This is a genomic window from Paraburkholderia sp. BR14320 (genome assembly GCF_040948665.1).
GTDB lineage: Bacteria > Pseudomonadota > Gammaproteobacteria > Burkholderiales > Burkholderiaceae > Paraburkholderia > Paraburkholderia youngii.
Genome location: NZ_JBFPKG010000077.1, coordinates 1 through 21,837 on the forward strand (window position 1 = coordinate 1; position 21,837 = coordinate 21,837).

Here is a 21,837-nt window from a genome sequence, read left to right on the forward strand (position 1 = left end):
CCTTCTTGAACGCGATCGAGGCTGCCTGCACCGCTTCCGCCGTCATCGGACCCTTCACGAACTGATCGATGAGCTCCTCTGGAATCGCGGGCAGCTCAGGCGGGGGCGCAGACCCTGCTTTTGGTTTGCTTGGCATACATGCTCCTTTGGGTACATGTTATGCCTTGAACACAAAATTTCTGACAGGCTCTCTATTAGCGTTGCCCCTGTGCGGGGCGGCACCTACTTTCTTTGCTGCAGCAAAGAAAGTAGGCAAAGAAGACAGCTCAAACCGCTAACTCTTAAGCGGGTCCCTCGGTGTGCGTGAGGTAGTGGTGCATCTGGAATCCGTGCTCTCGCACATTCCGCGCTAGTGACAAGGCAGTCATTCTTCCGGCGGCGCCATGCGCGCCGAAGCCCCGCTCCAAAATCACCGGTTGTTTCAGCGCATCGCCGAGGCGCAGCCAACGGCCCCGCTGCGCGGGCCAAACCATTGGCTTCCCAGGCAGACCCGTCCGCGACGCACGTAGTGCGGAGTGGGAAGGATGATGGCTTTGTCACGAACGGGGAATGTGCGGGGGCACGGATTCCAGATGCACCACTACCCCTGCCAAGCCAGGGGACCCGCTTATGAGCTTGCGGTTTGAGCTGTCTTCTTTGCCTACTTTCTTTGCAGCAGAAAGCGAAGCAGGGTATTCTCTGTGTGTGGTTGAACAGGTCTGTTCGGCTAGAAGCCGCGCCCAGCAAGGGTTTGCGGTAATATTCTCCACACAGCCCCGCTCAAGCCCACACAAGCCTGTACGCCAAGTGGCGTATTTAAAAGTGTATGTACGGCGGGGCGCCGCCGGCCAGCCGGCTTGCGGCGTTTCACCGGAGAACCCATGCGACACATCGAACGCCTGACCGCCACCAAGGTCAAGGAACTCATCGACAACCCGCCCGCCAAGACCGCCGGGCACGTAGCTGACGGAAACGGCCTGTATCTGCAACGCACGCCGTCCGGCGCAGCAAGTTGGCTCTTTCGCTACAAGCTGCACGGGCGCGAGACATGGATCGGTCTCGGCTCGGCGCGGGTCGTATCGCTCGCCAAGGCGCGAGAGAAGGCCGACGAGCACCGCAAGCTCAGGGCGGGAGGTATCGACCCGCTCTCTCAGAAGACCAATGCGCGCAAGCTCGCGCGGCACGAGGCCGAGCGGCGCATCACATTCGCGGACGCCGCTGCGAAGTACATCGACCTGCGCAAGGTGAAATGGTCGACGAGCAACCTCGTCGCGTGGGAGAGTTCGATCCGGCTGCACGCGAAGCCGCTGCACCGGATGCTGGTGCGCGATATCGGAACCGAGGACGTGCTGCGGGTGATCGAACCGTTGTGGGAGACGAAGCACGCAACGGGCGTAGCACTTCGCCAGCGCATTGAGACGGTCCTCGACTGGGCGAAGACCAAGGGGTATCGCTCGGGCGACAATCCCGCGCGCTTTGACGGGCACCTTGAACAGGTGCTCACGACCCCGGAGGGCCGCACGAGCCATCGCGCGTCGATCGACTGGCGCGAGATGCCCGGCTTCGCCACGAAGCTGCGCGCCGCTGAAGGCGACGTGGCTCGCCTCGTTGAATTCCTGATGCTCACGGGCGTGCGCTCGAAGGAAGGCAGCGGCGCAACGTGGAAGGAGATCGATCTTCAGGAGCGGGTGTGGCGCATCCCTGCTGAACGCATGAAGGCGAAGATTGAACACTGGGTGCCCCTCAGTGAGCAGGCGATCGCGTTGCTCAAGGCGCTCCCCGGCGAGCATCGCGATGACGACCGCCTGTTCAACGGCGAGCGCCGGGGAAAAGAGATCAGCAACTCGGTGCAGCGTGACCTGCTGCGCGAGCTTGGCTACCCGAAGGAGGCAGCCAGCATCCACGGCCTGCGCTCAAGCCTGCGCACGTGGGCGGTCGAATGCGCGAAGGCGAACGAGCGCGTGAGCGAAAGCCTGATTGCGCATGACTCGCGTGACGACGACCAGAAGGCATACGAGCGCACGCGCTTTTTCAAGGACCGCACGCCGCTCATGCAGCAGTGGGCGAGCTTCCTCGACGGCGGCAACGTGGCGTCAACGGACCGCACGAAGTCGGAGGCGGCAGCATGATCGTGCCGTGCTGCGCATAGACGCGCCAAGCCTCGCTGCTCCATAAGACGCCTGCCATCGCGCAGGCGTCTTTGCTTCCGAGTTTTGAAAACTTCAATTGGAAACGCGCACGTCTTTAAAAAATTTTTTTGTGCGTCATCATTTCGGACGCCGCTGCGCGCTGATGTCCGTCTGATAAGGCAGGCGCGAAAGATCAGATATCAAGGATTGCCAACAAGTGAAGGCAACGGCTGGCCGGTGATCGCGCGACCCTCTTGAAATGGAGCCACGCGACGGATTAGATTCCCTCAAACAACACGGAGGGAGTCATGAACGAACAGATTGAAGCGGCCAAGCCCAAGCGCGGCCCGGGTCGCCCCCGCAAGCATCCGCGTGCGGACGAGCAGCGCGCAGATGGGCAGCAACCCGAGGCGCAGAAGGCATACAAGCTGCCTTCGCGCGCCGTACCGGTGGAGCCGCTCGAAACGCTCGTCACGGATCGCCACGGCGCCGGCCGCATCCTCGGCGTTAGCTGGATGACCGTCAAGCGCATCGAGGCCGCCGACCCGGACTTCCCGCGTCCGTTCAAGGTCGGCGCGCATTGCGACAACTACCTGATCGCCGATATCCACGCGTGGGTGCTGAAGAAGGCCCGCGAGGCGCAGTCCGCGTAGCGTAATCCCCGCAGCACCCGCAGCATCTCCAAGCCCGCGTTCGTCGGGCGACTAAAAAATCGCGAAAGAGGACACGAGAGGTCGAGCCGAGAGGCCCGGCCCGCTATCGCCTGTGCGCTTAAGTTGCGCACGCAACTGATTGGAGGCTGTGATGGGACGGCAAGAAAAAGCCCGCCGGGAGGTGGCGGGCAATGGAAAGGACCTGCGTGTAAGCAGCGCCGATCGTAGTCCGAAGCGCTCGCGCGCGCAAGCGATGCGGGGGGCGTCATGATGAGGCGTTCCCCGGAGGAACGGCCCGAAACCCGGGCCGAATTGCTCAAGCGCTGCGGCATCACCCGCAAGCAGGTGCACGAGTGGATCAAACTCGCGCGCGTTCCGAAGGCCGAGTTCGAAGCGATCCTCGCGCTGGAGGATGCGGGCGAGATGGAAGCGCGCCTGCGGGCAATCAGGAAGGCCCCGGTCGGCGGTCGCGGTCGCGCAGCGCGCCCCGCTCTGCGCCTGCTCGATTCGCTGCTGAAGCTTGAACTGGAGTTCGTCGCGTTCGACATCGCTGCACTCGATGATCTCGACGCACAGCAACGCGCCGCAATCGAGCGGGCGGCGGCGTCGCTCGTCGCGTCGCTGCAAGGGATGCGCTGCGGGTGGCCGGCATGAACGCCCCCTATCAACTCATGCCGCCGCTCTCGCCCGTCGAGATGGCGGAATTGCGCGCGAGCATCGAAAAGTACTGCGCGCCGAATGACGATCTGATTGCCGCGATCTTGAGCGCGTGGCGTGACGCTGGTTGCATGTGCCGGTGTCACGCGCGCACGACGAAGGGCACGCGATGCACGCGGCCGCTGAGCGGGGGTCGTGGATACAGCGAGGCCTACGTCTGGTTCAGCGCTGAGCGCTGGGCCGATGGACTCTGCACGTATCACACGAACCGCGCGAAGGAGGTCGTATGAGCGAGCGTTATCAACTCCTGCCGCCGTTGCCTCCTGCCGTTTACGCGTCGCTCGAATCAAGCATCGACACGTTCGGGATTCAGGTTCCGATTGTCGTTGATGAAAACGGCGCAATCATCGACGGACACCATCGCGCGAAGATCGCCGCCGCGCTCGGCATCGATTGCCCGCGGGAAGTCCGCGAAGGACTGACCGAAGAACAGAAGATGACGCTCGCGCGCAGGCTGAACGCTGACCGCCGCCACCTGACCGACGAACAACGGCGCGCGGTAATCGCAGGCAGGCTGATCGACTCGCCCGAACGTTCCGACCGTGCGATTGCTGCCGATCTCGGCGTGCATCACACCACGGTCGGCAAGGTGCGAGCGAATCTGGAGAAGACCGGCGACGTGGCTAACGTAGCCACGCGCACCGACACGAAGGGACGCCGGCAACCCGCGAGGAAGCTGAAGTCCGCGAAACCGCAGACCGAAGCCAGAATCTTCAGGCAGGCCGCCGTCGATGTACTCGGCGTTGATCTGTTCACTGTACGGCCGCCGCCCGCCAGCAAGCCCGCGAAGCAGAAGCTGCCGCCGCCCGTTGTCGAGCGCGTCATCCCGCCCGAAGCGGTACGTAATCCGCTGCGCGAGTTTTATGCGAGCTTCGATACGCACCGCAAGGAACTCGACCGCGTCTTCGTCGCCGAGATCGACAAGCTCGGCAGGTACGCGAAAGACCCGTATGTCGTCGCAAACGTCAAGCGCGTGATCGACAGGATCAGCAAGGCGCTCGACACGTTCAGGGCCAGCGCAGGAGGTCCGTCATGAGCGCCGCCGCTCTGCTCGACCGGCTCGAAAGTGTTCGTGCCTGTGGACCGGGCCGCTGGAGGGCGCGTTGCCCTGTGTGCGGTTCGACGAACGCGACCGTGCTCGCAATCACGGAGACGAGCGAAGGCGTGGTGCTGCTTCGTTGCTTTCGCAACGAGTGCGCGGTCGCGGATATCGCCGGCGCGGTCGGCCTCGACCTCTCGGCCTTGTTCCCGCCGCGCGCCGATGGCGTGCACTCGTCGAAGCCCGTGAAGCGTCGGTTCAACGCCTTGCAGACGCTCGGCACCATCAACCGCGAACTGCTCGAAGTGCTGATCGTCGTCGGTGCGATCCTGCGCCGTGGCTCTGTCACGCCCACCGAGCACGAACGCCTGCGCATCGCGGTCGCGCGCGTGAGCATCGCGGAGGGGGCCAGCCGTGGATGACAAGGTGCCGAATTACGCGACGCTCAGACTTCACCACCTCGCGCGGCGACAGTTGCGCCAGTACCCGTTTGAAGATCATCGACGCGGCGTGATCTACGGCGTGCTGATCGATCACATGGACATCGAGCGCATGTGCTGGCCGGGCGCAGAACTGCTCGGACGTGAGGCGCATTGCAGCAAGCCAACAGTGCTCAAGATTCTCAAGGAATTCGAAAGGGATGGGCTCGTTTTTTTCATCGATCCAGTCGTGCGCGGTGGCAAGCGAGGGCGTCGAATCCGCGTCAATTTCGAGCGCCTGTCGCAACGCGTAGCGGTAAAGCATGACTTAACCGCTAACGAAAATTTAGCGGTAAAGCATGAGTTGACCGCAAACACAGAGGACGAAAAAGTTTAGCGGTAAAAAATCGGGAGTTCATCCGCATTTAGCGGTAAAGCCATGAGTTATCCCGAAGTGAAAAGAGAAGAGAGGGGTGCAAGGGTTCCGGCGCTCGTGGTCTGCGAGGGCCGACGAAAAGCAACGTTCAAGGAGGCAGACCTGAAGCAATACCCGACAACAGCGATCGCGCTGCGCAACGGTATCCCATCAACATCGAAGTGAAGGAGCAAGCCATGAACGATGAAGCAGTCAACGAAGCCGAAGCCCATGTTGTGCAGCGCCTGAGTGCCCGCGCGAGCCACCTGCTCGCTGCTGCACGCCAGTCATTCGACGCCGAGACGCGTCAGCAGCTTGAGTCGATCGAGGCGCGCGGCGGCAGCCTCGCGGTGCTGGCGGACGGCAAAGGTGCCGTCTCCGTGGTAGTGCTCGGCGGTGGCCAGATCCAGTACGCGCTCTACGAGGTCGACGGCGAAGGCCGCAGCGTCGTGCGCGCCCTGCGTCGAACGCAATAGTGCTTGCCTCGCCTCGCGGCGTTGCATACGCTTGCGACATCGCAACAACTGTTGCGCCCGAGGCGATGGCGGCGCGGGAGGGGCGGGTCAGAAGTGGAAAAGCGATCCGCCGAACACCCCACTCTCTCTTTTATTTTCAAAATTGCACATTGATGACCGGGGGTCGCTCCTGTGCCCCCGATGCTCAACGGCGAAATCCGGCTCGTGCCGGGGCGCGCGAGATGCGATGCGCCCGGTGTGAAGGTCCCGCGCTGGCCGCGCGTGCGCTCACTGCGCGATGCAGTACCTGAAGCGGACGATCGAAGTGGCCGACGGAAGAATTGATCGGAGTTCCGAAAATGGACATGAGTGAAATCAAGCGTGCGCTCGACGAGGCATTCACGAAGCACCGCCACGACATCGACGCGCTGAAGATCGACATGATCGACCTGCAGCAGAAGATCGCGGGGCGCGACGAAGGCGGACGTTCTGGCAGCGCGATTGCATCCCCGGGCGCGGCGTTCACGAAGGCGTTCGACCGCCCGGCCTTCGACCGCTCGGGCCGTAGCGGCAAGATCGACGTGCCGAGCTTCATCAAGGCGAGCAGCATCACGACCGCGCAGATGGGCACCGCCGCAAGCCCTCCCCTGAGCATGGGCTACCAGTACGTGCCGCGCCTGATCAACGCCTTCCCGCACGTGCCTTTCGAGGCGAGCGCTGCGGTCTACCCGCAGATCGGCGTGGGCGGCATCGACAATCAGGCCGCGAAGCAGGCCGCCGAGGGTGACCTCAAGGCGCAGTCCTCGATCGTCGCGACGCTGAAGAACGAGACGGTCGATACGTGGGCGCACTGGATCCTGACCTCGTTGCAGGTACTCGACGATTCGGCGGGGCTGGAGGCGTTCATCAACTCGGTGCTGCTCGCGGGCCTCGCGCGCAAGGTCGATGCGAGCCTCGGCACTCAACTCGTGACGCTCGCGCCGCCCCTTGTCGTGACCGCCGATAACCTCGCAGATGCGGTTTTGCACGCGCGCGCCGAGATCGACGATCAGGGACGCACGGCCACGACCGCCGCGCTGAACACTGGCGACTATATCGCGCTGCTGACGATGAAGACCTCGACGGGCGAGTACCTGTTCGACGCCGACCTCGCGCAGCGCATCGGCCTGAACCTCGTGGCGGGGTCCGCGATTCCGGCGGGTCAGGTTCTCGTGTTCGACTCTTCGATCGGTGCGCTGCTGGAGCGGCAGACGCCTACGGTCGAGGTAAGCCGCGAGGACAGCGACAACTTCCGGCGCAACATGGTCACGCTGCTGGCCGAGTGCCGGCTGCTGCTCGCGCTGTACGATCTGAACGGCATCGTGTCGGTGAGCCTGACGCCGCCCGCGCCGTGAAGACTTCAACGTAAAGGCTGCAGCGCTTCGCGGGGGTCATCCATGCTTTCGCGCGGCGTACTCCACGGGTGCCGCTCCCGGGCAGACAAGCGGCAACTGCGGTACAGCCGCCGCGCCGGTTCGGTCCCGGTGTGGCGGCCCTTTCCTACGGAGCACGGGCATGGCCTTCACCCCTCTCATCGCGTGGACGACCAACGGCGTGCGGCAACAGTTGTTGCAGTACGCGCGGAGCGAGGGCGAGACGCCCGAGCGCCTGGCCGGCGATCTGATCGTCGAGGCAATGCGTGCACGCCATGCGCCTCCCGCCGACTTCACCACCGCGCCCGTTGAGCACAAGGGCGAGTGGAGCCGGGACGACGAAGATGCGGACGAGGATCGCCCGATCGAAACAAAGGCAGTTCAACCCAAGGCCAAGTTCGGCTCGCAGGCCGCGAAGCGCGCGAGGGCCGATGCGTTCCTGCGCAGCCTGCTCGCGGACGGCCCACGCTCGGGCGGCGAGGTGAAGCAGGCGGCGCTGGCGGCAGGCTTCGCATGGACAGCGATCCATGCAGCCGCCGAGCGCCTGCGCGTGGACAAGCACAAAGCCTTCGGGTCCTCGTCGTGGACGCTGCCGGGGTAGGGCTTCGATCATCGGCTCAAAGCTGGTTGGCCGAGCCGCCACTCGGGGAATAGCGTGGACGTTCGAATCAGGTATCGAGCATGTCCCACTCGTCGCCTAGAATCCAGCGGAGGGCGGATAGCTTGCCGTTAATCATTCCCCATTCGAAGTCGCTCCACGGGCCGAGATTCTCGATACCCACTTCGTCTTCTGTTCGTTTGGCGGCAGCGAGTGCGCCTGCCCATATCGTGTCAAGCACTTGATCCGCACGATAGGTATTGCGGTCATAGTCCTTTTCGGACACCACATGGAGCTTCCCCTCGTCAATCTCGATGCGCCGATTCCAGTGGCGGTTGTACCAGACCTGCCGGAACAGCAGATGCTCCGCTTCAAGGATCTCGGACAGGCGCCGAGCCTCCTGCGAATAGTTGAACTCGAAGTCATGGTCACCGAGTAGATCGGGGCTGTGATCTTTCAGGAACTCGACCATCGAGATCCAGTAGGACGACTTCGGCGCTTCGAAGAAGCTCGCGAGGTCGGCGTGCGGTTTACGGAAGTCACCGCCCGCGTCGCTGAAGTCCTTGGTGTTGTGGGTAATGAATGCGCAGGGCGCGTCTTCTGTCGCCGCCCCCGTCAGGTCAGCGTAAATCTCGACAAGGATGGCATCGCCCACGCTGTTCTTTGAGCGGTGGTAAGGGGCCTTCTTTGCAAGCGCCCGCTCGGTGACGCGCTGCTTGATGGCATCACTGGTCGCGAGCGCCGGAGCGCGGCGCAGAAGTCGGTCGATACGCTCGATCGATTCGCCCACCGCATCGCCATCGACGCCGATCCGGTGGTCGACCTCGTTCAGGCCAGCGAGCAGGTCACCCTTGCGCGCGTCGTCACCGAAGCGGTTGACGGCCTGCCTCACCAGCCGAAAATGCGATTGCAGGCCGCGCCGCGCTTCGTCGATGATGCGGGCCTTGTTGTGATCGAATTCGTCCAGCACCTGTTGCGGCACGATCAGTTCAACTTCGCCGCCCTCGACCAGATCTGAGAGCGCGCTGACGACGGGCTGCTCGCGATAGTCCTTCGCAAGGTCGAGCCAGACGCAGGTATCAACCAATAGCCGAATTGCCATGCCTTTCTTCTCTCCGTGGGAACCGCAGGATTCTACGGTGTACCGGCCCGCGTTCGCCGCCGTTCGCCGCGCCACCCAAGGCGGACACCGCCGAGCCGGCGCAGTGAGGCCCGAAATCGGGCCGTTGTGCGGCTCGCGCTGCCTACCCGTAGGGTCGGGTACCCCGAGGCCCACGAAGCCCACACGCGAATTTTAAAAAATTCCGCCTCGAAGGGGTTTTCTGAAAATTACGGTGTATGTACGAGTGGGGGTACGGGGCCTGATTTTCCTCGAAAATCCCGCCGCACGGGGCTCAGCGGCCGACTCGCTGCTTTGCAGCAGCAAAGAAAGTAGGTGCCGCCCCGCACAGGGGCAACGCCAATAGACCGATAACAAAGCAAGGAAAGGCCAAGAAAGCCAGAACAACGAAAAAGAAGCGCCCGCCTCGCTCTAGGCAAACGTATCGACTAATCCAACCTGCTGCCGCACGGCAACATTAGCGATGGCATCGCTGGAGTCCCCCGAGCCGTCCCCTGCAAGGGAGCCACCACTACCACCACCGCCTCCCTTCCCATTCCCCCCACCCGCGCCAGCGCTCTGCTGCTGCTGTTGCCCGCTCTGCCGGGCAAACCCATCACTCACACTGGCACTGCCAAGCCCAATCCCATTGGACTCCATCGCCTCGCGAAGCTTCGGCAACGCCGCCTCCACTGCCTCCCGCACCGACTGGTGCTCCGACACGAACAGCGCATGCGCATGGTTATCCGCCACCTGCAACACGACCTGCAACGGCCCCAGATCCTTCGGATTGAGCGTCAGCTCAGCACTCTGCGAATGCGCATTCGACAAGAACACCACCTTCTGGCTCAACGCTTCTTCCCACGCGCTCGTGCCGACCTGCGGCGTCAACGCGTTCGCGGCGGCGGCAGCACTCGCGTTGCCGGTGGTCTGCACCGCCGCCGTCGTGCTGGCGGCGTTCGCTGCCGCTTGCGCCGCGGCCAGCGCGGTGTTCGCCGCCTCGGACGCGCTGCGCGCCGATGCAACGTTGTCCGCCTGACCGTTCGTCGCGGCCGAGGCACTCATTGCGTCGGCGGCCGACTTCGCTGTCGATGGATCGGCCAGCGCGGTCGCGGCGGCCGCTGCGGTCGCCGGCGTCGTATGGGTGGTCGAGGCGCCCTTGCCGGTGCTGGGCGTCTTGTCGTCCGCGGTGCCGTTCAGGTCGTTTTTCGGGTTGCTAAGGCCGCGTACCGCGCTCGATACGCTCGCGGCTTTCGCAGCCGCGCCGCTTGCGAGCGCCGCCCCAGGCACCGCGCCCTGGCCGCTCGATAGCGCGGACAGCGCACTTTGCAACGCATCCTGCAGCGACTTCGGATCGACCGCGCCTTTCCCGCTCGCCGTGGCGGCCGTGAGCGCGCTCGTGGCCGTGCCGGCCAGCGCGCTCACCGCGTCGGCCGCGGAGCTTGCGGCATCGGTCGCGGTGGTCGCGTTCGCATCGGCGTTGTTGACGGGGGCCTGTGCCTGCGCTTGCGCTTGCGCCTGGGCGGCAGCCGCCGCGGCGGCGAGCGCGCCGGCGTCGGTCTGCGCCTTGGTGTCTTGCTGCTTCGTCTGCGTCGTGGTCGACTGGCTGTTCGATGCCTGCTGCGTGGGCGTGGTCGACGTAGTGGACGACGATGACGCGCTGCTGCTCGACGCGTTGCTCGTCGTGCCGCTGGCGTTCTGGCTGCTGCTCGCGCTCTGCCGCGAAGGAGCGGGCGCGGGCGCGGGCGCGCTGGGTCCGCTGGGCGCGCGCGGTGCCGAGGCTTGCGATGCCGTCGCTGAACTGGTTTGCTGTTGATTCGCGCTGTTCTGCTGGTCGATGCTTTGCTGCAAGGTCTGCGCGAACGGGGTCGAGCTGGCGGCGTTCGCGGCTGCGTTGCTCGACCCATTGCTGCTCGCGTCGAGCAGCGTGCTCAGTTGCGAACCGATCTGTGAAAGAAGCGACATAAAGAATCCTGTGAATCGGTCAAACGGGTGTGCCGTCGGGCATTAACCGTGAGGCGAGGCCTCACGCGCCGTCGGCTCGCATGCGCAGACTTCGCGCCGCGAATTCGTCGGCGTCGCGCTGTTCGCGCCGCGCCGCAACCTTCGCCTCGGCCGCCTCGCCGCGTGCCTGCAGCACTTCATACGAGCCGAGCTTCTGCTTCTGGCGCTGCCAGTCGGGCTTCGCCATCTCGACGCGCGCGCTCGCCGCCGCGAGCAGGTTGCGCTGCTGCTCGATCGCTCCGTCGAGCGTGTCGAGGAACGCCTGGAAGTTGCGCATGTTGCCGGCGGGCATGCCCGACTGCGCGCTCTCGGTGAAGCGTGCGTAGTATTCGTTGCGGTACTGCACGAGTGCATCGAGTTGCGCCTGTACGTCGTTGCGCTCGCGCTGCGCGCGGCCGAGCCGCTGCGCGGCGGCGTCCACGTCGTCCTGCGCGAGACCGATCAGCGTCTTGATCGGGAAGTGTTTCGACATCGTCAGCCTCCTCGGCCCTAAGCAAACAGCGCGTTCAGCATGTCGATGCTCGGCTGGAAGTTCGCGCACTCGCGAAAGCCTTGCTGCAGGAACGCTTCCATCCGCGGATACAGCGCGATCGCGCGATCGAGCAGCGCGTCGCGCCCGGCCGAATAGGCGCCGACGTTGATCAGATCGCGGTTGCGCTGATAGCGCGACAGCATCTGCTTGAACATACGCGTTTTATTCAGATGGTTATCGTCGATCAACGCGGTCATTGCCCGGCTAATCGACGCTTCGATATCGATCGCGGGGTAGTGGCCGGCTTCGGCGAGCGAGCGCGACAGCACGATGTGGCCGTCGAGAATCGCGCGCGCCGAGTCGGCGATCGGGTCCTGCTGGTCGTCGCCTTCGGTGAGCACCGTGTAGAACGCGGTGATCGAGCCGCCGCCCGCCGGTCCGTTGCCGGTGCGCTCGACCAGCGCCGGCAGCTTCGCGAACACCGACGGCGGATAGCCCTTGGTGGCGGGCGGCTCGCCGATTGCCAGCGCGATCTCGCGCTGCGCCATCGCGTAACGGGTCAGCGAATCCATCAGCAGCAGCACGTGCTTGCCCTGGTCGCGAAAGTATTCGGCGAGCGAGGTCGAGTACGCGGCGGCCTGCATCCGCAGCAGCGGCGACACGTCGGCCGGCGCGGCGATCACGACCGAGCGCGCCAGACCTTCCTCGCCGAGAATCTGTTCGATGAACTCCTTCACTTCGCGGCCGCGTTCGCCGATCAGGCCGATCACGATCACCTCGGCGCTGGTGTAGCGCGCCATCGTGCCGAGCAGCACCGATTTACCGACGCCCGAACCCGCGAACAGCCCCATGCGCTGACCACGGCCGACGGTCAAGAGCGAGTTGATCGCGCGCACGCCGACGTCGAGCACCTTGTGAATCGGCTCGCGATTGAGCGGATTGATGACCGGCGCGGATAGCGGCGCATCGGTTTGCGTGCCGAGCGGGCCGAGCCCGTCGAGCGGACGGCCCGATGCGTCGAGCACGCGGCCGAGCAATTCCCAGCCGACCGGCAGACGCTTCGCGCCGGCGAGCGGGTCGGCGATCGGCGCGCTTTCGAGCGGAAACACGCGCGCGCCGGGCAACAGGCCGATCACTTCGGTGGTCGGCATCAGGAACAGCTTGTCGCCGGAGAAGCCGACCACTTCGGCTTCGGCCATCGGCAGCGAACTGCCGGGCGGCAGCTCGATCATCACTTCGGCGCCGACCGACAGACGCAGCCCGACCGCTTCGAGCACCAGACCGGCCGCGCGCGTCAGACGTCCGCACGCGCGCAGCGGCTTGGCGATCGCGTTGCGCGCGCGCAGCGCGTCGAGCTGGCCGCGCCATGCCTGCACGTGCGGATTGATGTCGAGCGCGGGATCGTAGGACGGTGCGTGCGGGGCGTGAGCGGCGTGGTCCGTCGCGGCGGACTCGCGGCTCACCGCCGCGCCTGTCGCCGGATGCGCAGTCGCGGGAGCGTGCCATGCCGCATCCGGTGGCTCCGGAAAACCGGCCGACTCGACATCGGCCAGCGCCTCGGCGCCGAACGACGCCAACGCGAGCTCGCGTTCGAGCGGCGTCAGGTCGCTCGCGCGGATCTCGTCGAGTGTCGGCTTCACCACGTGCTCACCTTGCCGAGCGCGGCGGCGACGCGCTGCCAGCGCGTGTCGATGCCCGCGTCGACCTCACCGGTGCCGGCCTGCGCGCGGCAACCGCCACGCTCCACCGCTGCATCGGTGCGCACGGTCCAGCCGCGCGTTTGCAATTCGTCGAGCAGATACGCCTCGACCACCGGCAGATCGGCGGGACTCACGATCAGCGCCGGCGCGCCGGAGAGCGCGGGCTCGGCCGCGAGCACCTCGCGCGCGGCCGCGATCAACGCGGTTGGGTCGTGCTGCACGTGCTGGCGCACGACCTGCTGCGCGATGTCGAGCGCGAGTGCGATCAGCGTTTCGGAGATCGCGTGCTGCGCGCCATCGAGCGCGGTCTTGAAGGTTTCGGCGAGCGCGGCGAGCCGCATGGCTTCCTCGCGCGCCTCGGTCTGGCCCTGCGCGAAACCCTGCGCATGCCCCTGGTCGTAGCCTGCCTGATAGCCGAGCGCCTGGCCGGCCACGTGACCGGACGCGACGCCCTGCGCATGCGCGGCTTCGCGGCGGCGCTCCAGTTCGGCTTCGAACGCGCGCTCGTCGAACTCGGGCTCGGCCGGCGGGGGCGGCGGCGGGGCCGGGTCGAACGACGCCATCTCCCAGCGCTGGTAAGCCGAGAGGCTGTCCTTTGCCGGGGCGTTCGAATCAGACATATGCGTCTTCCGCCTTGCCGCCGATCACGATCTGCCCGCTCTCGGCCAGGTTGCGCACGATCTGCAGGATGCGGCGCTGCTGCGTTTCGACTTCGGACACGCGCACCGGGCCGCGTGCGTCGAGGTCTTCGGCGAGCAGCTCGGCCGCGCGCTGCGACATGTTCGACAGGAACTTCTGACGCAGCGCGGGCGCCGCGCCCTTCAGCGAAATGATCAGCGCCTCGGATTCGACTTCCTTCAGCAGCAGCTGGATCGCGCGGTCTTCGAGTTCGAGCAGGTTCTCGAACACGAACATCTGATCGATGATCTTCTGCGCGAGCTCCGCGTCGTACTGGCGCACGTTCTCGATCACGCCTTCCTCGTGGTTGCTCGACATGAAGTTCAGAATCTCGGCCGCCGTGCGGATGCCGCCCATCGGGCTGCGCTTCAGGTTGTCGCTGCCCGACAGCAGGCCGGTCAGCACGTCGTCGAGCTCGCGCAGCGCGGCCGGCTGGATGCCGTCGAGCGTCGCGATCCGCAGCAGCACGTCGTTGCGCAGGCGCTCCGGGAAGCACGACACAATCTCCGAGGCCTGATCGCGGTCCAGATGCACGAGGATCGTCGCGATGATCTGCGGATGCTCGTTCTTGATCAGTTCCGCGACCGCCGACGAGTCCATCCACTTCAGGCCTTCGATGCCGCTCGTGTCGCTGCCCTGCAGGATCCGGTCGATGATCGCGCCGGCCTTGTCGTCGCCGAGCGCCTTGGTCAGCACCGAGCGGATGTAATCGCTCGAATCGAGCGACATGCCGGTGTGCTGCTCGGCCTCGCGCACGAACTCCTGCAGCACCTCGTCGATCTGCTCGCGGGTGACGTTTTTCAGCGCGGCCATCGCGACGCCGATTTTCTGGACCTCACGCGGGCCCAGAAACTTGAACACCTGCGCCGCCTCTTCCTCGCCGATCGACATCAGCAGCAGCGCGCTCTTCACTACGCCTTCAGCGCTCATCGGACACCCAGTTCTTGACGACGGTTGCTACGATCTTCGGATCCTGACGCGCGATGTTGCGCGCGAACTCCAGGTTCCGCTCGTACTTGTGCTTCGCGTTTTCGAGCGCGAGCTTCTCGCTATCCGCTTCGATTTCGACCACCGCGCCATCGCGCTCCTCGGCCGGGATGCCGTCGAGCAGCACCGGCTCGTCGGGCGACATCAACGCGGGCACCGGCTCGGGCGGCGGCGGGAAGGCGCGGCGCAGCGCCGGCTTCACCATCACGAAGTAGAGGAACAGGGCCACCGCGCCGATGCCGAGGTACGTCGCGATCTGCTTGTAGATCGCGAGCATGTCCGGGGTGCGCCACCACGGCAGGTCGGCGTTCGGATCGAGGTCGGTGGTGAACGCGCTGTTGACCACGTTGACCGAGTCGCCGCGCGACGCGTCGTAGCCCATCGCGTCCTTCACGAGCTGCGTGATCTGCGCGAGCTTGTCGGCGCTGACCGGCTGCATCGTCACGTGCCCCTTCGGATCGACGACCCGCAGATAGTTGACGACCACCGCGACCGTCAGCCTGCGGATGCCGCCCATCGGCTGGTCGATGTGACGCACGGTCTTGTCGAGCTCGTAGTTGGTGGTCGAATCCTTGTGATCGCTGATCGGCGTCGTGCTCACCGAGCTCGCGCCGTTGCCGGCCACGATCGGCGCGGAGGCCGGCTGCGGCGGCTGGTTCGACAGCGCGCCCGGCACGCCCGAGGCGCCGCCCTGCGACATTTCGGTGGCGCTGCTCGTCTGCTGGCTGCGGATCGCAGCGTCCTGCGGATTGGCGTTCGGGCCGTACTTCTCCGAAGTCTGCTCGCTGTGCGAGAAGTCGATGTCGGCGCTGACCTGCGAGCGCGCGTTGCCGGCGCCGAACAGCGGCGCGAGGATCGTGTCGATGCGCTGCTGCGTGTTGCGTTCGATCTGCTGGCGGAACTTCAGCTGGGTCGCATCGAGGCCGCTGCCGTTGGTTGGCTGCGTGAGCAGGTTGCCGTCCTGGTCGAGGATCGTCACGCCGCGCACCGGCATTTGCGGCACCGCCGACGCCACCATGTGCGTAATCGCGACCACTTGCCCTTCGTCGAGCACGCGGCCCGGGTACAGGTTCACGAGCACCGACGCCGACGGCGGTTCCTTGTCGCGCACGAATACGCTCGGCTTCGGAATCGCGAGGTGCACACGCGCCGATTTGACGCTCGAGATCGATCCGATCGTGCGTTCGAGTTCGCCTTCGAGCGCGCGCTGATAGTTGATCTGTTCGTCGAACTGGCTGATGCCGAACTTCTGGTTGTCCATCAGCTCGAAGCCGACCGAGCCGCTCTTCGGCAGTCCCTGCGAGGCGAGGCGCAGGCGGGTCTCGTGGACCTGCTCGGCCGGCACGAGGACCGCGGTGCCGCTTTCGGACAGCTTGTACGGGATATTGGCCTGCTGCAGCGCGGCGATGATCGAGCCGCCGTCGCGGTCGGACAGATTGCTGTAGAGCACTTTGTAGCTAGGCGCGCGCGACCACAGGAACAGACCGGCGACGACCGCCACCAGCAGCGCGACCGCGAACACGAGCGGGGCGCGCGGGTTGCCGCGCATCTGCGCGAGTCCGGACAGACGCTGGCCGAAATTGCCGCCGAGACCTCCTAGGCCGCCGAGGCCACCGAGGTCGGCCGTGCCGCCGGCCGGGCCGCTCGCGGTCTGAGCGGCTGCGGGCTGCGCGCCGGCGAGCCCCATGCGGGCGTCGGGGTTGATCAACGAGTTGGCTGACGAATCCATGCGTCGGGTTTCTCCGGGGGATGCCTTGGCGTTCTGCCGTGATGCCGCGCCGGGGCTCGGCGGACGGACAGAGACTTTCACCTTTGAAATTATCCGCAGCGCCGCTCAACCCGATTGCTTGAATAGAGCCGGGTTTCCCCCCTAGTTTCGGGACTTTCCGCGGGGGGCCGCTGCTATGCTTTCGTCCAGATCGATACACCTTCCGGTGCTCCGATCGCCTATCCAACGGAGAAAAATATGACCATGCCCGTGAACGCGCTATCGTCGGCGCTGCAACAGATGCAGGCGATGGCGGCGCAGGCGGCCGGCGGCGCGAGCCCCGTGGCGGAGCAATCCGGCGCGGCGACGCCGACCAACTTCGCGGCGGCGCTGAAGGCCTCGCTCGACAAGATCAGCAGCGACCAGCAGAAGGCGATCGGTGAGTCGCAGGCGTTCGAACTCGGCGCGTCCAATGTGTCGCTGAACGACGTGATGGTCGATATGCAGAAGGCGAACGTCGGCTTCCAGTTCGGACTGCAGGTGCGCAACAAGCTGGTCGCCGCGTACAACGACATCGCGCAGATGTCGATCTGAGCGGGATCGCCTGGGACTGCATGAAGGATTGCCCGAAGGTCCGCATGAGTCCCGTCCGACGATCCGGCAAGCCGCTGCCGGCGCTTGCGCCGACGGCTTCGCGCCGCGTCTTCCGTGCCCGCCCAGCGGCGCTTTCGATCCTCTTTGCACCGGACTAAAGCTTTGTCGTCGCGCATCCGATAACCAAATTACATGTCAGCGATTGGCGCGGCGACGCGCCAGCGCGGCCACGCCACGACTTAACCGCAGCCAGTATCAGAGGAGGAGCGCCGATGTTTTCCCAAGGACACGCTGGAGCCAACGCGTACGCGCGTGTCGGTATCGAGACATCCGTGATGGGCGCAAGTCCGCATCGTCTGATCGTGTTGCTGTACCAGGGTGCACGCCAGGCGATCGCGCAAAGCCGCCTGCATTTGCAGCAGGGCAACGTGGCAGAGCGTGGCATGGCGATCAGCAAGGCGATCCGGATCATCGAAAGCGGGCTGCAGGCGTCGCTCAACCTCGAGGTAGGCGGCGAAATCGCCGAACGGCTCAATGCGTTGTACGACTATATGGCGCGTCGGCTGTTGCAAGCCAATATCAATCAGAGCGAGGCGATGCTCGTGGAAGTGGACCGACTGCTCGCGACGCTCGAAGAGGCATGGATCGGGATTGCCCCGGAGATCGCGCGGATGGCGGCACAGCCAGCCGCGGAAAGCCTGAGATGACATCGAACGCAGAATATTTTGCCCGCTATGAAGCGGTCGCCGCGCTGTCCTGCCGCATGCTGATCGCGGCCCGCCGTGCACTGTGGGACGACCTGGTGCACTTGCAGGAAGAGTATCGGCATCTGGTCGAAGCGCTGCGCGAAGCCGACGTGGGCGTCAAGCTCGACGAGGCCGAGCGCCTGCGCAAGTACGCGCTGATCCGCCAGATCCTCGCCGACGACGCCGCGATCCGCGACCTCGCGAATCCGACCATGGCGCATCTGTCGGCGCTGTTCGCCGGCCGGCCGACGCGTGTGCTCAAGGAGCTGTACGGGGCGCGCTGAGTGCGCGCGGGCACGCGGGTGAGCAGGCGCCACACCGTGCGCATCTGAAGGATCGCAGCAATCAGAGCATCGCGCGCGTTGCCGCCGATGCGACCAAGGAACCGGTATGAACGGAATCGATTCGGCCCTCGCTTCGGTGCTGTCGAGCCGGATCGACAGCCTGCTCAACATCGCGCCGGGCACCGCGACCACCTCGCAGACCGGCGCAGCCGGCGTCGATACCAAGGTTCCCGCGGCGCCAGCGAACGCGACGCCCGCGCCGCAGTCGTCCGCGCAAACCGCGCTGTCGGCTGTCGCGCTGACGCTGAATGCGATCGCGCACTCGGGCGGCGAGGCGACACCGGCGGTGCTCGGCCGCGAGCCGATCTGGGCGGCCGCGCCGGCGCTCGACGTCGCCATCGAGAGCTTGCCGCTGACCAATGCGGGCGCCGCTACTGGCGATTCCGCCGCTTCCGCGAATATCAATACCAACCCCAACGCTGCTGCCAACGCAACCGCGGCTACCACCGCGAGCGTGGCGGCCACCGAAGTGCCGGTCGCGGCGCTCGCGGCCGCGCTGCAAAAGACAGTGGCTGACAGCGGCCTGTTCTACGAGGCGCATCTCGCGGCGTGGCTGGTCGGCCAGCGTTCGCCGGCTCAACTGGCGAACGAGGCACAGAATCAGCTCGTCGCAGATTCTCAATTGCCCCCCGGCTGGAGCGCCGACGCTGGCGATGCGAGCACGCGGTCCGCTTCGGCGAACGGAGCCTCCGAGGCGACGCCACGCGGCGCGCCGACCGGCACACCGAACGGCACACCGGCTGGCACGCCGAACGCTGCCGACAACAACCCTGCCTCGCACGCGATGCCGTCGATCCTGACCGCGCAGGCCGCGCGCCTCGTCGCGGGCGAGCTGCTGGCCAGTTCGGTGTCCGATCTGAACGGCCAGTCCACGCATACGGCGCCGCACGGCGCGGCGTCGCAGGCGGCCGATGCCGGTCCATCGCAGAGCGCGCAGGCGATGGCGGCGGCGGTGCATCCGGCGACGGTGCCGCTCGTGCGCCAGCAGCTCGATCTGCTTGCGACCGGACAGTTTCGCTGGACCGGCGAGGCGTGGCCCGGCGCGCGTCTGGACTGGACCATCGAGCAGGATGGTGACGAATGGGACCGCAGCGGCGGCGGCCTCGCGAGCGAGGACGATCAGCCGTGGCGCACGCGCCTGACGCTGTCGCTGCCGTCGCTCGGCACCGTCGATGCCGAGCTGACGCTGGTCGGCACGCGGCTGAGCGCGCGCGTGCAGGCGAGCCCGCGGGGCGCCGCGCGGCTCGCGACGCAGGGGGACGGTTTTCGTCAGCGGCTCGCGGCGGCCGGGATCGAGTTGCAGGGATTGACGATTCGGGAGATTGGCGGCGGTGCGCCAGGTGCTGCTGCGGCTGGCGCCTCGGCGGCTGGGGCGCAGGCGGCGGGCGCGTATGCACGGTCGGCGTCGGCGGCTGTAACCGAGTCGGCGGCGGCGAGCACCGCTCCGCGCGACGACTTCGATTGGGATATCTGATGAGCCGCACCCATCGTCGCAGCGCGGCTGCGCTCGTTTATGACGCTCATGGCGGGGAGCCCGCGCCGCGTGTGGTCGCGAAGGGGTATGGGCTGCTTGCCGACATGATCGTGCAGCGCGCGAAGGAAGCAGGGCTGTATGTGCACGAAGCGCCCGAGATGGTGTCGCTGTTGATGCAAGTCGATCTGGATGCGCGGATTCCTCCGGAGCTTTATCAGGCTGTTGCCGAGTTGCTGGCCTGGTTGCATCGGCTCGAGAGCGGGGCCGATGTAGAGACGGCTCATGAGGGGGGGAGCGCTGGCCCGCAGGATGTGGTGGATGTCGTTGCTACTGATGTGCCTGGCGGCACGGGCGCTGTGGATCATTGACGGTGCGGGATTGCCCTTTTGCAGGGCGGGGCTCTTTTTTGTTTTTGTTCTTGCGGTGTTGGCCTTTTCTTGCCTTCTTGTCGGTCTCTTGGCGTTGACCCTGTGCCATCGCAATCGGTGGATCCTCGCGTGACGTAGGAAAGGCCCGGCTGCGGCGCGGGCCTTTTCGCAGGAACAAACCCCGCAAAAGCGGGAATAGCGAGCCGAACTCAGAGATCAACGAAACGCGGCGACAGGTCCTGATCGGCGAGGCGGATTTCGATATCGTTATGCCGAAGCGAAAGAGAAAGCGGCAAAGGACGCGGGTGACGCTGCCACAGCCGCAGCCTGGGCTGAGGGTGGCGACAACCGCGCGCTGTTACACGCGGCGGGCGGTGCGCTGATTGGTGGCCTTGGTGGCGGCAGCGCGTTCGGGGCTATCGGTGGTGCGGCCGGGGCGGGCCTGTCGTCGAAGCTGGCGGGACAGCTTGAGAGCCTTTCGAAGGGTGTAGCATCAGAAACGGGCTCGGAACTGCTCGGCAACCTCGCTGCGAACGTAGCGGCGGGCGTCGGAGGTGTACTCGTCGGCGGCACCGCAGGCGCGGCCACGGCGTCGAACGTCGAGTTGTACAACCAGATGCTTCATCAGAAGAAGAAGGACCTGCTATCGCAGGCGTGTGGAGCGGGAGCGCAGTGCAGTGATGCGACGCTCAATGCGGTGATTGGCGCACAGGGGGCAATTGCTCAGACAGCTTCGGACAACATGAAAGCGCAAGCACCGTATGTCGCGGGTACTCTTGCGTTGGGCTTTCTTGGTCCTGACGCGATAATATCCGCAGGTATAGTTGCTTTACTGGATCTTACTAGTGATGCTGCCAATTACATGATTGGTCTTTCGGCTGACAAGCCTAATGTTGGGAAATCATATGTTACGGGTTTAATTGGCGGTGTTTTCGGCCCACTGGCCATTGGTAATGAGAGTGTCGCCGCGATGAGTAAAGGAGGCATCGTTGCGGCTGGCAGTTATAATGCGCTCGTTAATGCGACTTCTGCATTTGGTACGTCGGCGGCTACGGGCAATAGACCTGATCTACCTACAGGTCTGGCGGCTGTTACGACGGTTGCGGGATATGCCGCGCAAGCTATAGTTCCGGGACCTGCCGGTGTTTGGGCGAATAAAGTTATTCAGAATTCGGCAGGCACCGTCCAGAACGTGATTACGAAGAAATAGGTGGAGCAATGTTAGAAGCAAGCAAGATTGCCTGTTCGAAGTTACAGAAATGGGTGCCAACTCTCGTATCATTGGCAGTCTTTTCAGTTGTTGTTGGTCTTGCAAGGGACGCGGAATGGAAAACTGTCTTGGGGAGACTAGTTCCGCTCTTGGTTTTGGTTGCAGTGTTTTTTATCTATCAAGTTATAAAGGCGCGTCGTATTTTGAAGGGAGCTCCTAAGTTAAGCCGAAGTGCACTCTTTGGTCGGTTTTATTTAGCGGCTTTTAGTTTGCTTGTTGCCTATTTTGGAATTTCTATTGCTTGGGAGATGAACGGGAAAGGCGAGGAGGCCTTTTCGATTTTAATTCCTGTCTTGCTCTTTTGCATAGTGCTGTGCGGCGTTGCGCTATATAAGGAACTTGGTGATTTGGACGAGGACTTCGAAGGGAAATACTAGGGTGTGAGTGAGCCTGTCAGAAATTTTGTGTTCAAGGCATAACATGTACCCAAAGGAGCATGTATGCCAAGCAAAACCAAAAGCAGGGTCTGCGCCCCCGCCTGAGCTGCCCGCGATTCCAGAGGAGCTCATCGATCAGTTCGTGAAGGGTCCGATGACGGCGGAAGCGGTGCAGGCAGCCTCGATCGCGTTCAAGAAGG

25 protein-coding genes and 1 pseudogene are annotated in these 21,837 nt (G+C 64.8%); 18 read left to right on the forward strand and 8 right to left on the reverse strand.

Going from position 1 to position 21,837, the window contains the following annotated elements; genetic code table 11:
• Positions 1-136, reverse strand: a pseudogene (locus tag AB3X89_RS36450) (IS256 family transposase); the annotation flags it as partial.
• 724 nt (positions 137-860) lie between these two features.
• Between AB3X89_RS36450 and AB3X89_RS36455 the strand changes: the two are divergent.
• The 11 genes from AB3X89_RS36455 (at position 861) to AB3X89_RS36505 (ending at position 7,819) form a co-directional block, all read left to right on the forward strand.
• Positions 861-2,108: a tyrosine-type recombinase/integrase gene (locus tag AB3X89_RS36455; protein ID WP_368587549.1), complete on the forward strand. Its 1,248-nt coding sequence runs from the start codon at positions 861-863 to the stop codon at positions 2,106-2,108.
• Positions 2,109-2,416: 308 nt separating this feature from the next.
• Positions 2,417-2,761 (forward strand): hypothetical protein, encoded by a 345-nt coding sequence (locus AB3X89_RS36460; protein WP_368587550.1) that lies wholly within the window; start codon positions 2,417-2,419, stop codon positions 2,759-2,761.
• A gap of 267 nt (positions 2,762-3,028) precedes the next feature.
• On the forward strand, positions 3,029-3,415 hold the full coding sequence (locus AB3X89_RS36465) for a hypothetical protein (RefSeq protein ID WP_368587551.1): 387 nt from the start codon (positions 3,029-3,031) through the stop codon (positions 3,413-3,415).
• Entirely contained in the window at positions 3,412-3,708 is a 297-nt protein-coding gene (locus AB3X89_RS36470) for a hypothetical protein (RefSeq protein ID WP_368587552.1), read from the forward strand. The genes AB3X89_RS36465 and AB3X89_RS36470 overlap by 4 nt, the downstream gene beginning before the upstream one ends.
• Complete coding sequence (locus tag AB3X89_RS36475) at positions 3,705-4,514, forward strand: ParB N-terminal domain-containing protein (RefSeq protein ID WP_368587553.1); 810 nt, start codon at positions 3,705-3,707, stop codon at positions 4,512-4,514. The genes AB3X89_RS36470 and AB3X89_RS36475 overlap by 4 nt, the downstream gene beginning before the upstream one ends.
• Complete coding sequence (locus AB3X89_RS36480) at positions 4,511-4,939, forward strand: hypothetical protein (RefSeq protein WP_368587554.1); 429 nt, start codon at positions 4,511-4,513, stop codon at positions 4,937-4,939. Before AB3X89_RS36475 ends, AB3X89_RS36480 begins: the two co-directional genes overlap by 4 nt.
• Positions 4,932-5,333 carry a hypothetical protein gene (locus AB3X89_RS36485; protein WP_368587555.1) on the forward strand — a complete coding sequence of 134 codons (402 nt, stop codon included), beginning with the start codon at positions 4,932-4,934 and terminating at the stop codon, positions 5,331-5,333. The genes AB3X89_RS36480 and AB3X89_RS36485 overlap by 8 nt, the downstream gene beginning before the upstream one ends.
• Positions 5,334-5,375: 42 nt before the next feature.
• Positions 5,376-5,537, forward strand: coding sequence for a hypothetical protein (locus AB3X89_RS36490; RefSeq protein ID WP_368587556.1), 162 nt, complete (start codon positions 5,376-5,378; stop codon positions 5,535-5,537).
• Between the two features lie 11 nt (positions 5,538-5,548).
• The gene (locus tag AB3X89_RS36495) at positions 5,549-5,827 is read left to right on the forward strand and encodes a hypothetical protein (protein ID WP_368587557.1); all 279 of its coding nucleotides are present in this window, start codon (positions 5,549-5,551) and stop codon (positions 5,825-5,827) included.
• 344 nt (positions 5,828-6,171) lie between these two features.
• Positions 6,172-7,200: a phage major capsid protein gene (locus tag AB3X89_RS36500; RefSeq protein WP_368587558.1), complete on the forward strand. Its 1,029-nt coding sequence runs from the start codon at positions 6,172-6,174 to the stop codon at positions 7,198-7,200.
• A 160-nt stretch (positions 7,201-7,360) separates the two neighbouring features.
• The gene (locus AB3X89_RS36505) at positions 7,361-7,819 is read left to right on the forward strand and encodes a hypothetical protein (RefSeq protein WP_368587559.1); all 459 of its coding nucleotides are present in this window, start codon (positions 7,361-7,363) and stop codon (positions 7,817-7,819) included.
• A 67-nt stretch (positions 7,820-7,886) separates the two neighbouring features.
• Here AB3X89_RS36505 and AB3X89_RS36510 read toward each other — a convergent pair whose 3' ends face one another.
• The 7 genes from AB3X89_RS36510 to fliF form a co-directional block, all read right to left on the reverse strand.
• Positions 7,887-8,918, reverse strand: a complete 1,032-nt coding sequence (locus tag AB3X89_RS36510) for a PIN domain-containing protein (RefSeq protein WP_368587560.1) — start codon at positions 8,916-8,918, stop codon at positions 7,887-7,889.
• A 429-nt stretch (positions 8,919-9,347) separates the two neighbouring features.
• Positions 9,348-10,880, reverse strand: coding sequence for a flagellar hook-length control protein FliK (locus tag AB3X89_RS36515; RefSeq protein ID WP_368587561.1), 1,533 nt, complete (start codon positions 10,878-10,880; stop codon positions 9,348-9,350).
• 61 nt (positions 10,881-10,941) lie between these two features.
• Positions 10,942-11,391, reverse strand: a complete 450-nt coding sequence (gene fliJ / locus AB3X89_RS36520) for a flagellar export protein FliJ (RefSeq protein WP_013090850.1) — start codon at positions 11,389-11,391, stop codon at positions 10,942-10,944.
• A gap of 17 nt (positions 11,392-11,408) precedes the next feature.
• A complete protein-coding gene (gene fliI / locus AB3X89_RS36525) occupies positions 11,409-13,034 on the reverse strand; it encodes a flagellar protein export ATPase FliI (protein ID WP_368587562.1) in 1,626 nt (541 codons plus the stop codon).
• On the reverse strand, positions 13,028-13,711 hold the full coding sequence (gene fliH, locus AB3X89_RS36530; protein WP_368587563.1) for a flagellar assembly protein FliH: 684 nt from the start codon (positions 13,709-13,711) through the stop codon (positions 13,028-13,030). Before fliH ends, fliI begins: the two co-directional genes overlap by 7 nt.
• Positions 13,704-14,699 (reverse strand): flagellar motor switch protein FliG, encoded by a 996-nt coding sequence (gene fliG, locus AB3X89_RS36535; RefSeq protein WP_368587564.1) that lies wholly within the window; start codon positions 14,697-14,699, stop codon positions 13,704-13,706. Before fliG ends, fliH begins: the two co-directional genes overlap by 8 nt.
• Positions 14,689-16,485, reverse strand: coding sequence for a flagellar basal-body MS-ring/collar protein FliF (fliF, locus tag AB3X89_RS36540; protein WP_368587565.1), 1,797 nt, complete (start codon positions 16,483-16,485; stop codon positions 14,689-14,691). Before fliF ends, fliG begins: the two co-directional genes overlap by 11 nt.
• A 237-nt stretch (positions 16,486-16,722) precedes the next feature.
• Between fliF and fliE the strand changes: the two genes are divergently transcribed.
• From fliE to AB3X89_RS36575, 7 genes are all read left to right on the forward strand, one after another.
• Positions 16,723-17,058, forward strand: a complete 336-nt coding sequence (gene fliE, locus AB3X89_RS36545; protein WP_368587566.1) for a flagellar hook-basal body complex protein FliE — start codon at positions 16,723-16,725, stop codon at positions 17,056-17,058.
• Between the two features lie 272 nt (positions 17,059-17,330).
• Positions 17,331-17,765, forward strand: a complete 435-nt coding sequence (fliS, locus tag AB3X89_RS36550) for a flagellar export chaperone FliS (RefSeq protein ID WP_013090844.1) — start codon at positions 17,331-17,333, stop codon at positions 17,763-17,765.
• The gene (locus AB3X89_RS36555; protein WP_368587567.1) at positions 17,762-18,088 is read left to right on the forward strand and encodes a flagellar protein FliT; all 327 of its coding nucleotides are present in this window, start codon (positions 17,762-17,764) and stop codon (positions 18,086-18,088) included. The genes fliS and AB3X89_RS36555 overlap by 4 nt, the downstream gene beginning before the upstream one ends.
• A 106-nt stretch (positions 18,089-18,194) precedes the next feature.
• Entirely contained in the window at positions 18,195-19,622 is a 1,428-nt protein-coding gene (locus AB3X89_RS36560) for a flagellar hook-length control protein FliK (protein ID WP_368587568.1), read from the forward strand.
• Entirely contained in the window at positions 19,622-19,990 is a 369-nt protein-coding gene (locus tag AB3X89_RS36565) for an EscU/YscU/HrcU family type III secretion system export apparatus switch protein (protein ID WP_368587569.1), read from the forward strand. The genes AB3X89_RS36560 and AB3X89_RS36565 overlap by 1 nt, the downstream gene beginning before the upstream one ends.
• 604 nt (positions 19,991-20,594) lie before the next feature.
• A complete protein-coding gene (locus AB3X89_RS36570; protein WP_368587570.1) occupies positions 20,595-21,200 on the forward strand; it encodes a hypothetical protein in 606 nt (201 codons plus the stop codon).
• An 8-nt stretch (positions 21,201-21,208) separates the two neighbouring features.
• Positions 21,209-21,637, forward strand: coding sequence for a hypothetical protein (locus AB3X89_RS36575; protein ID WP_368587571.1), 429 nt, complete (start codon positions 21,209-21,211; stop codon positions 21,635-21,637).
• Positions 21,638-21,837 lie beyond the last annotated feature (200 nt).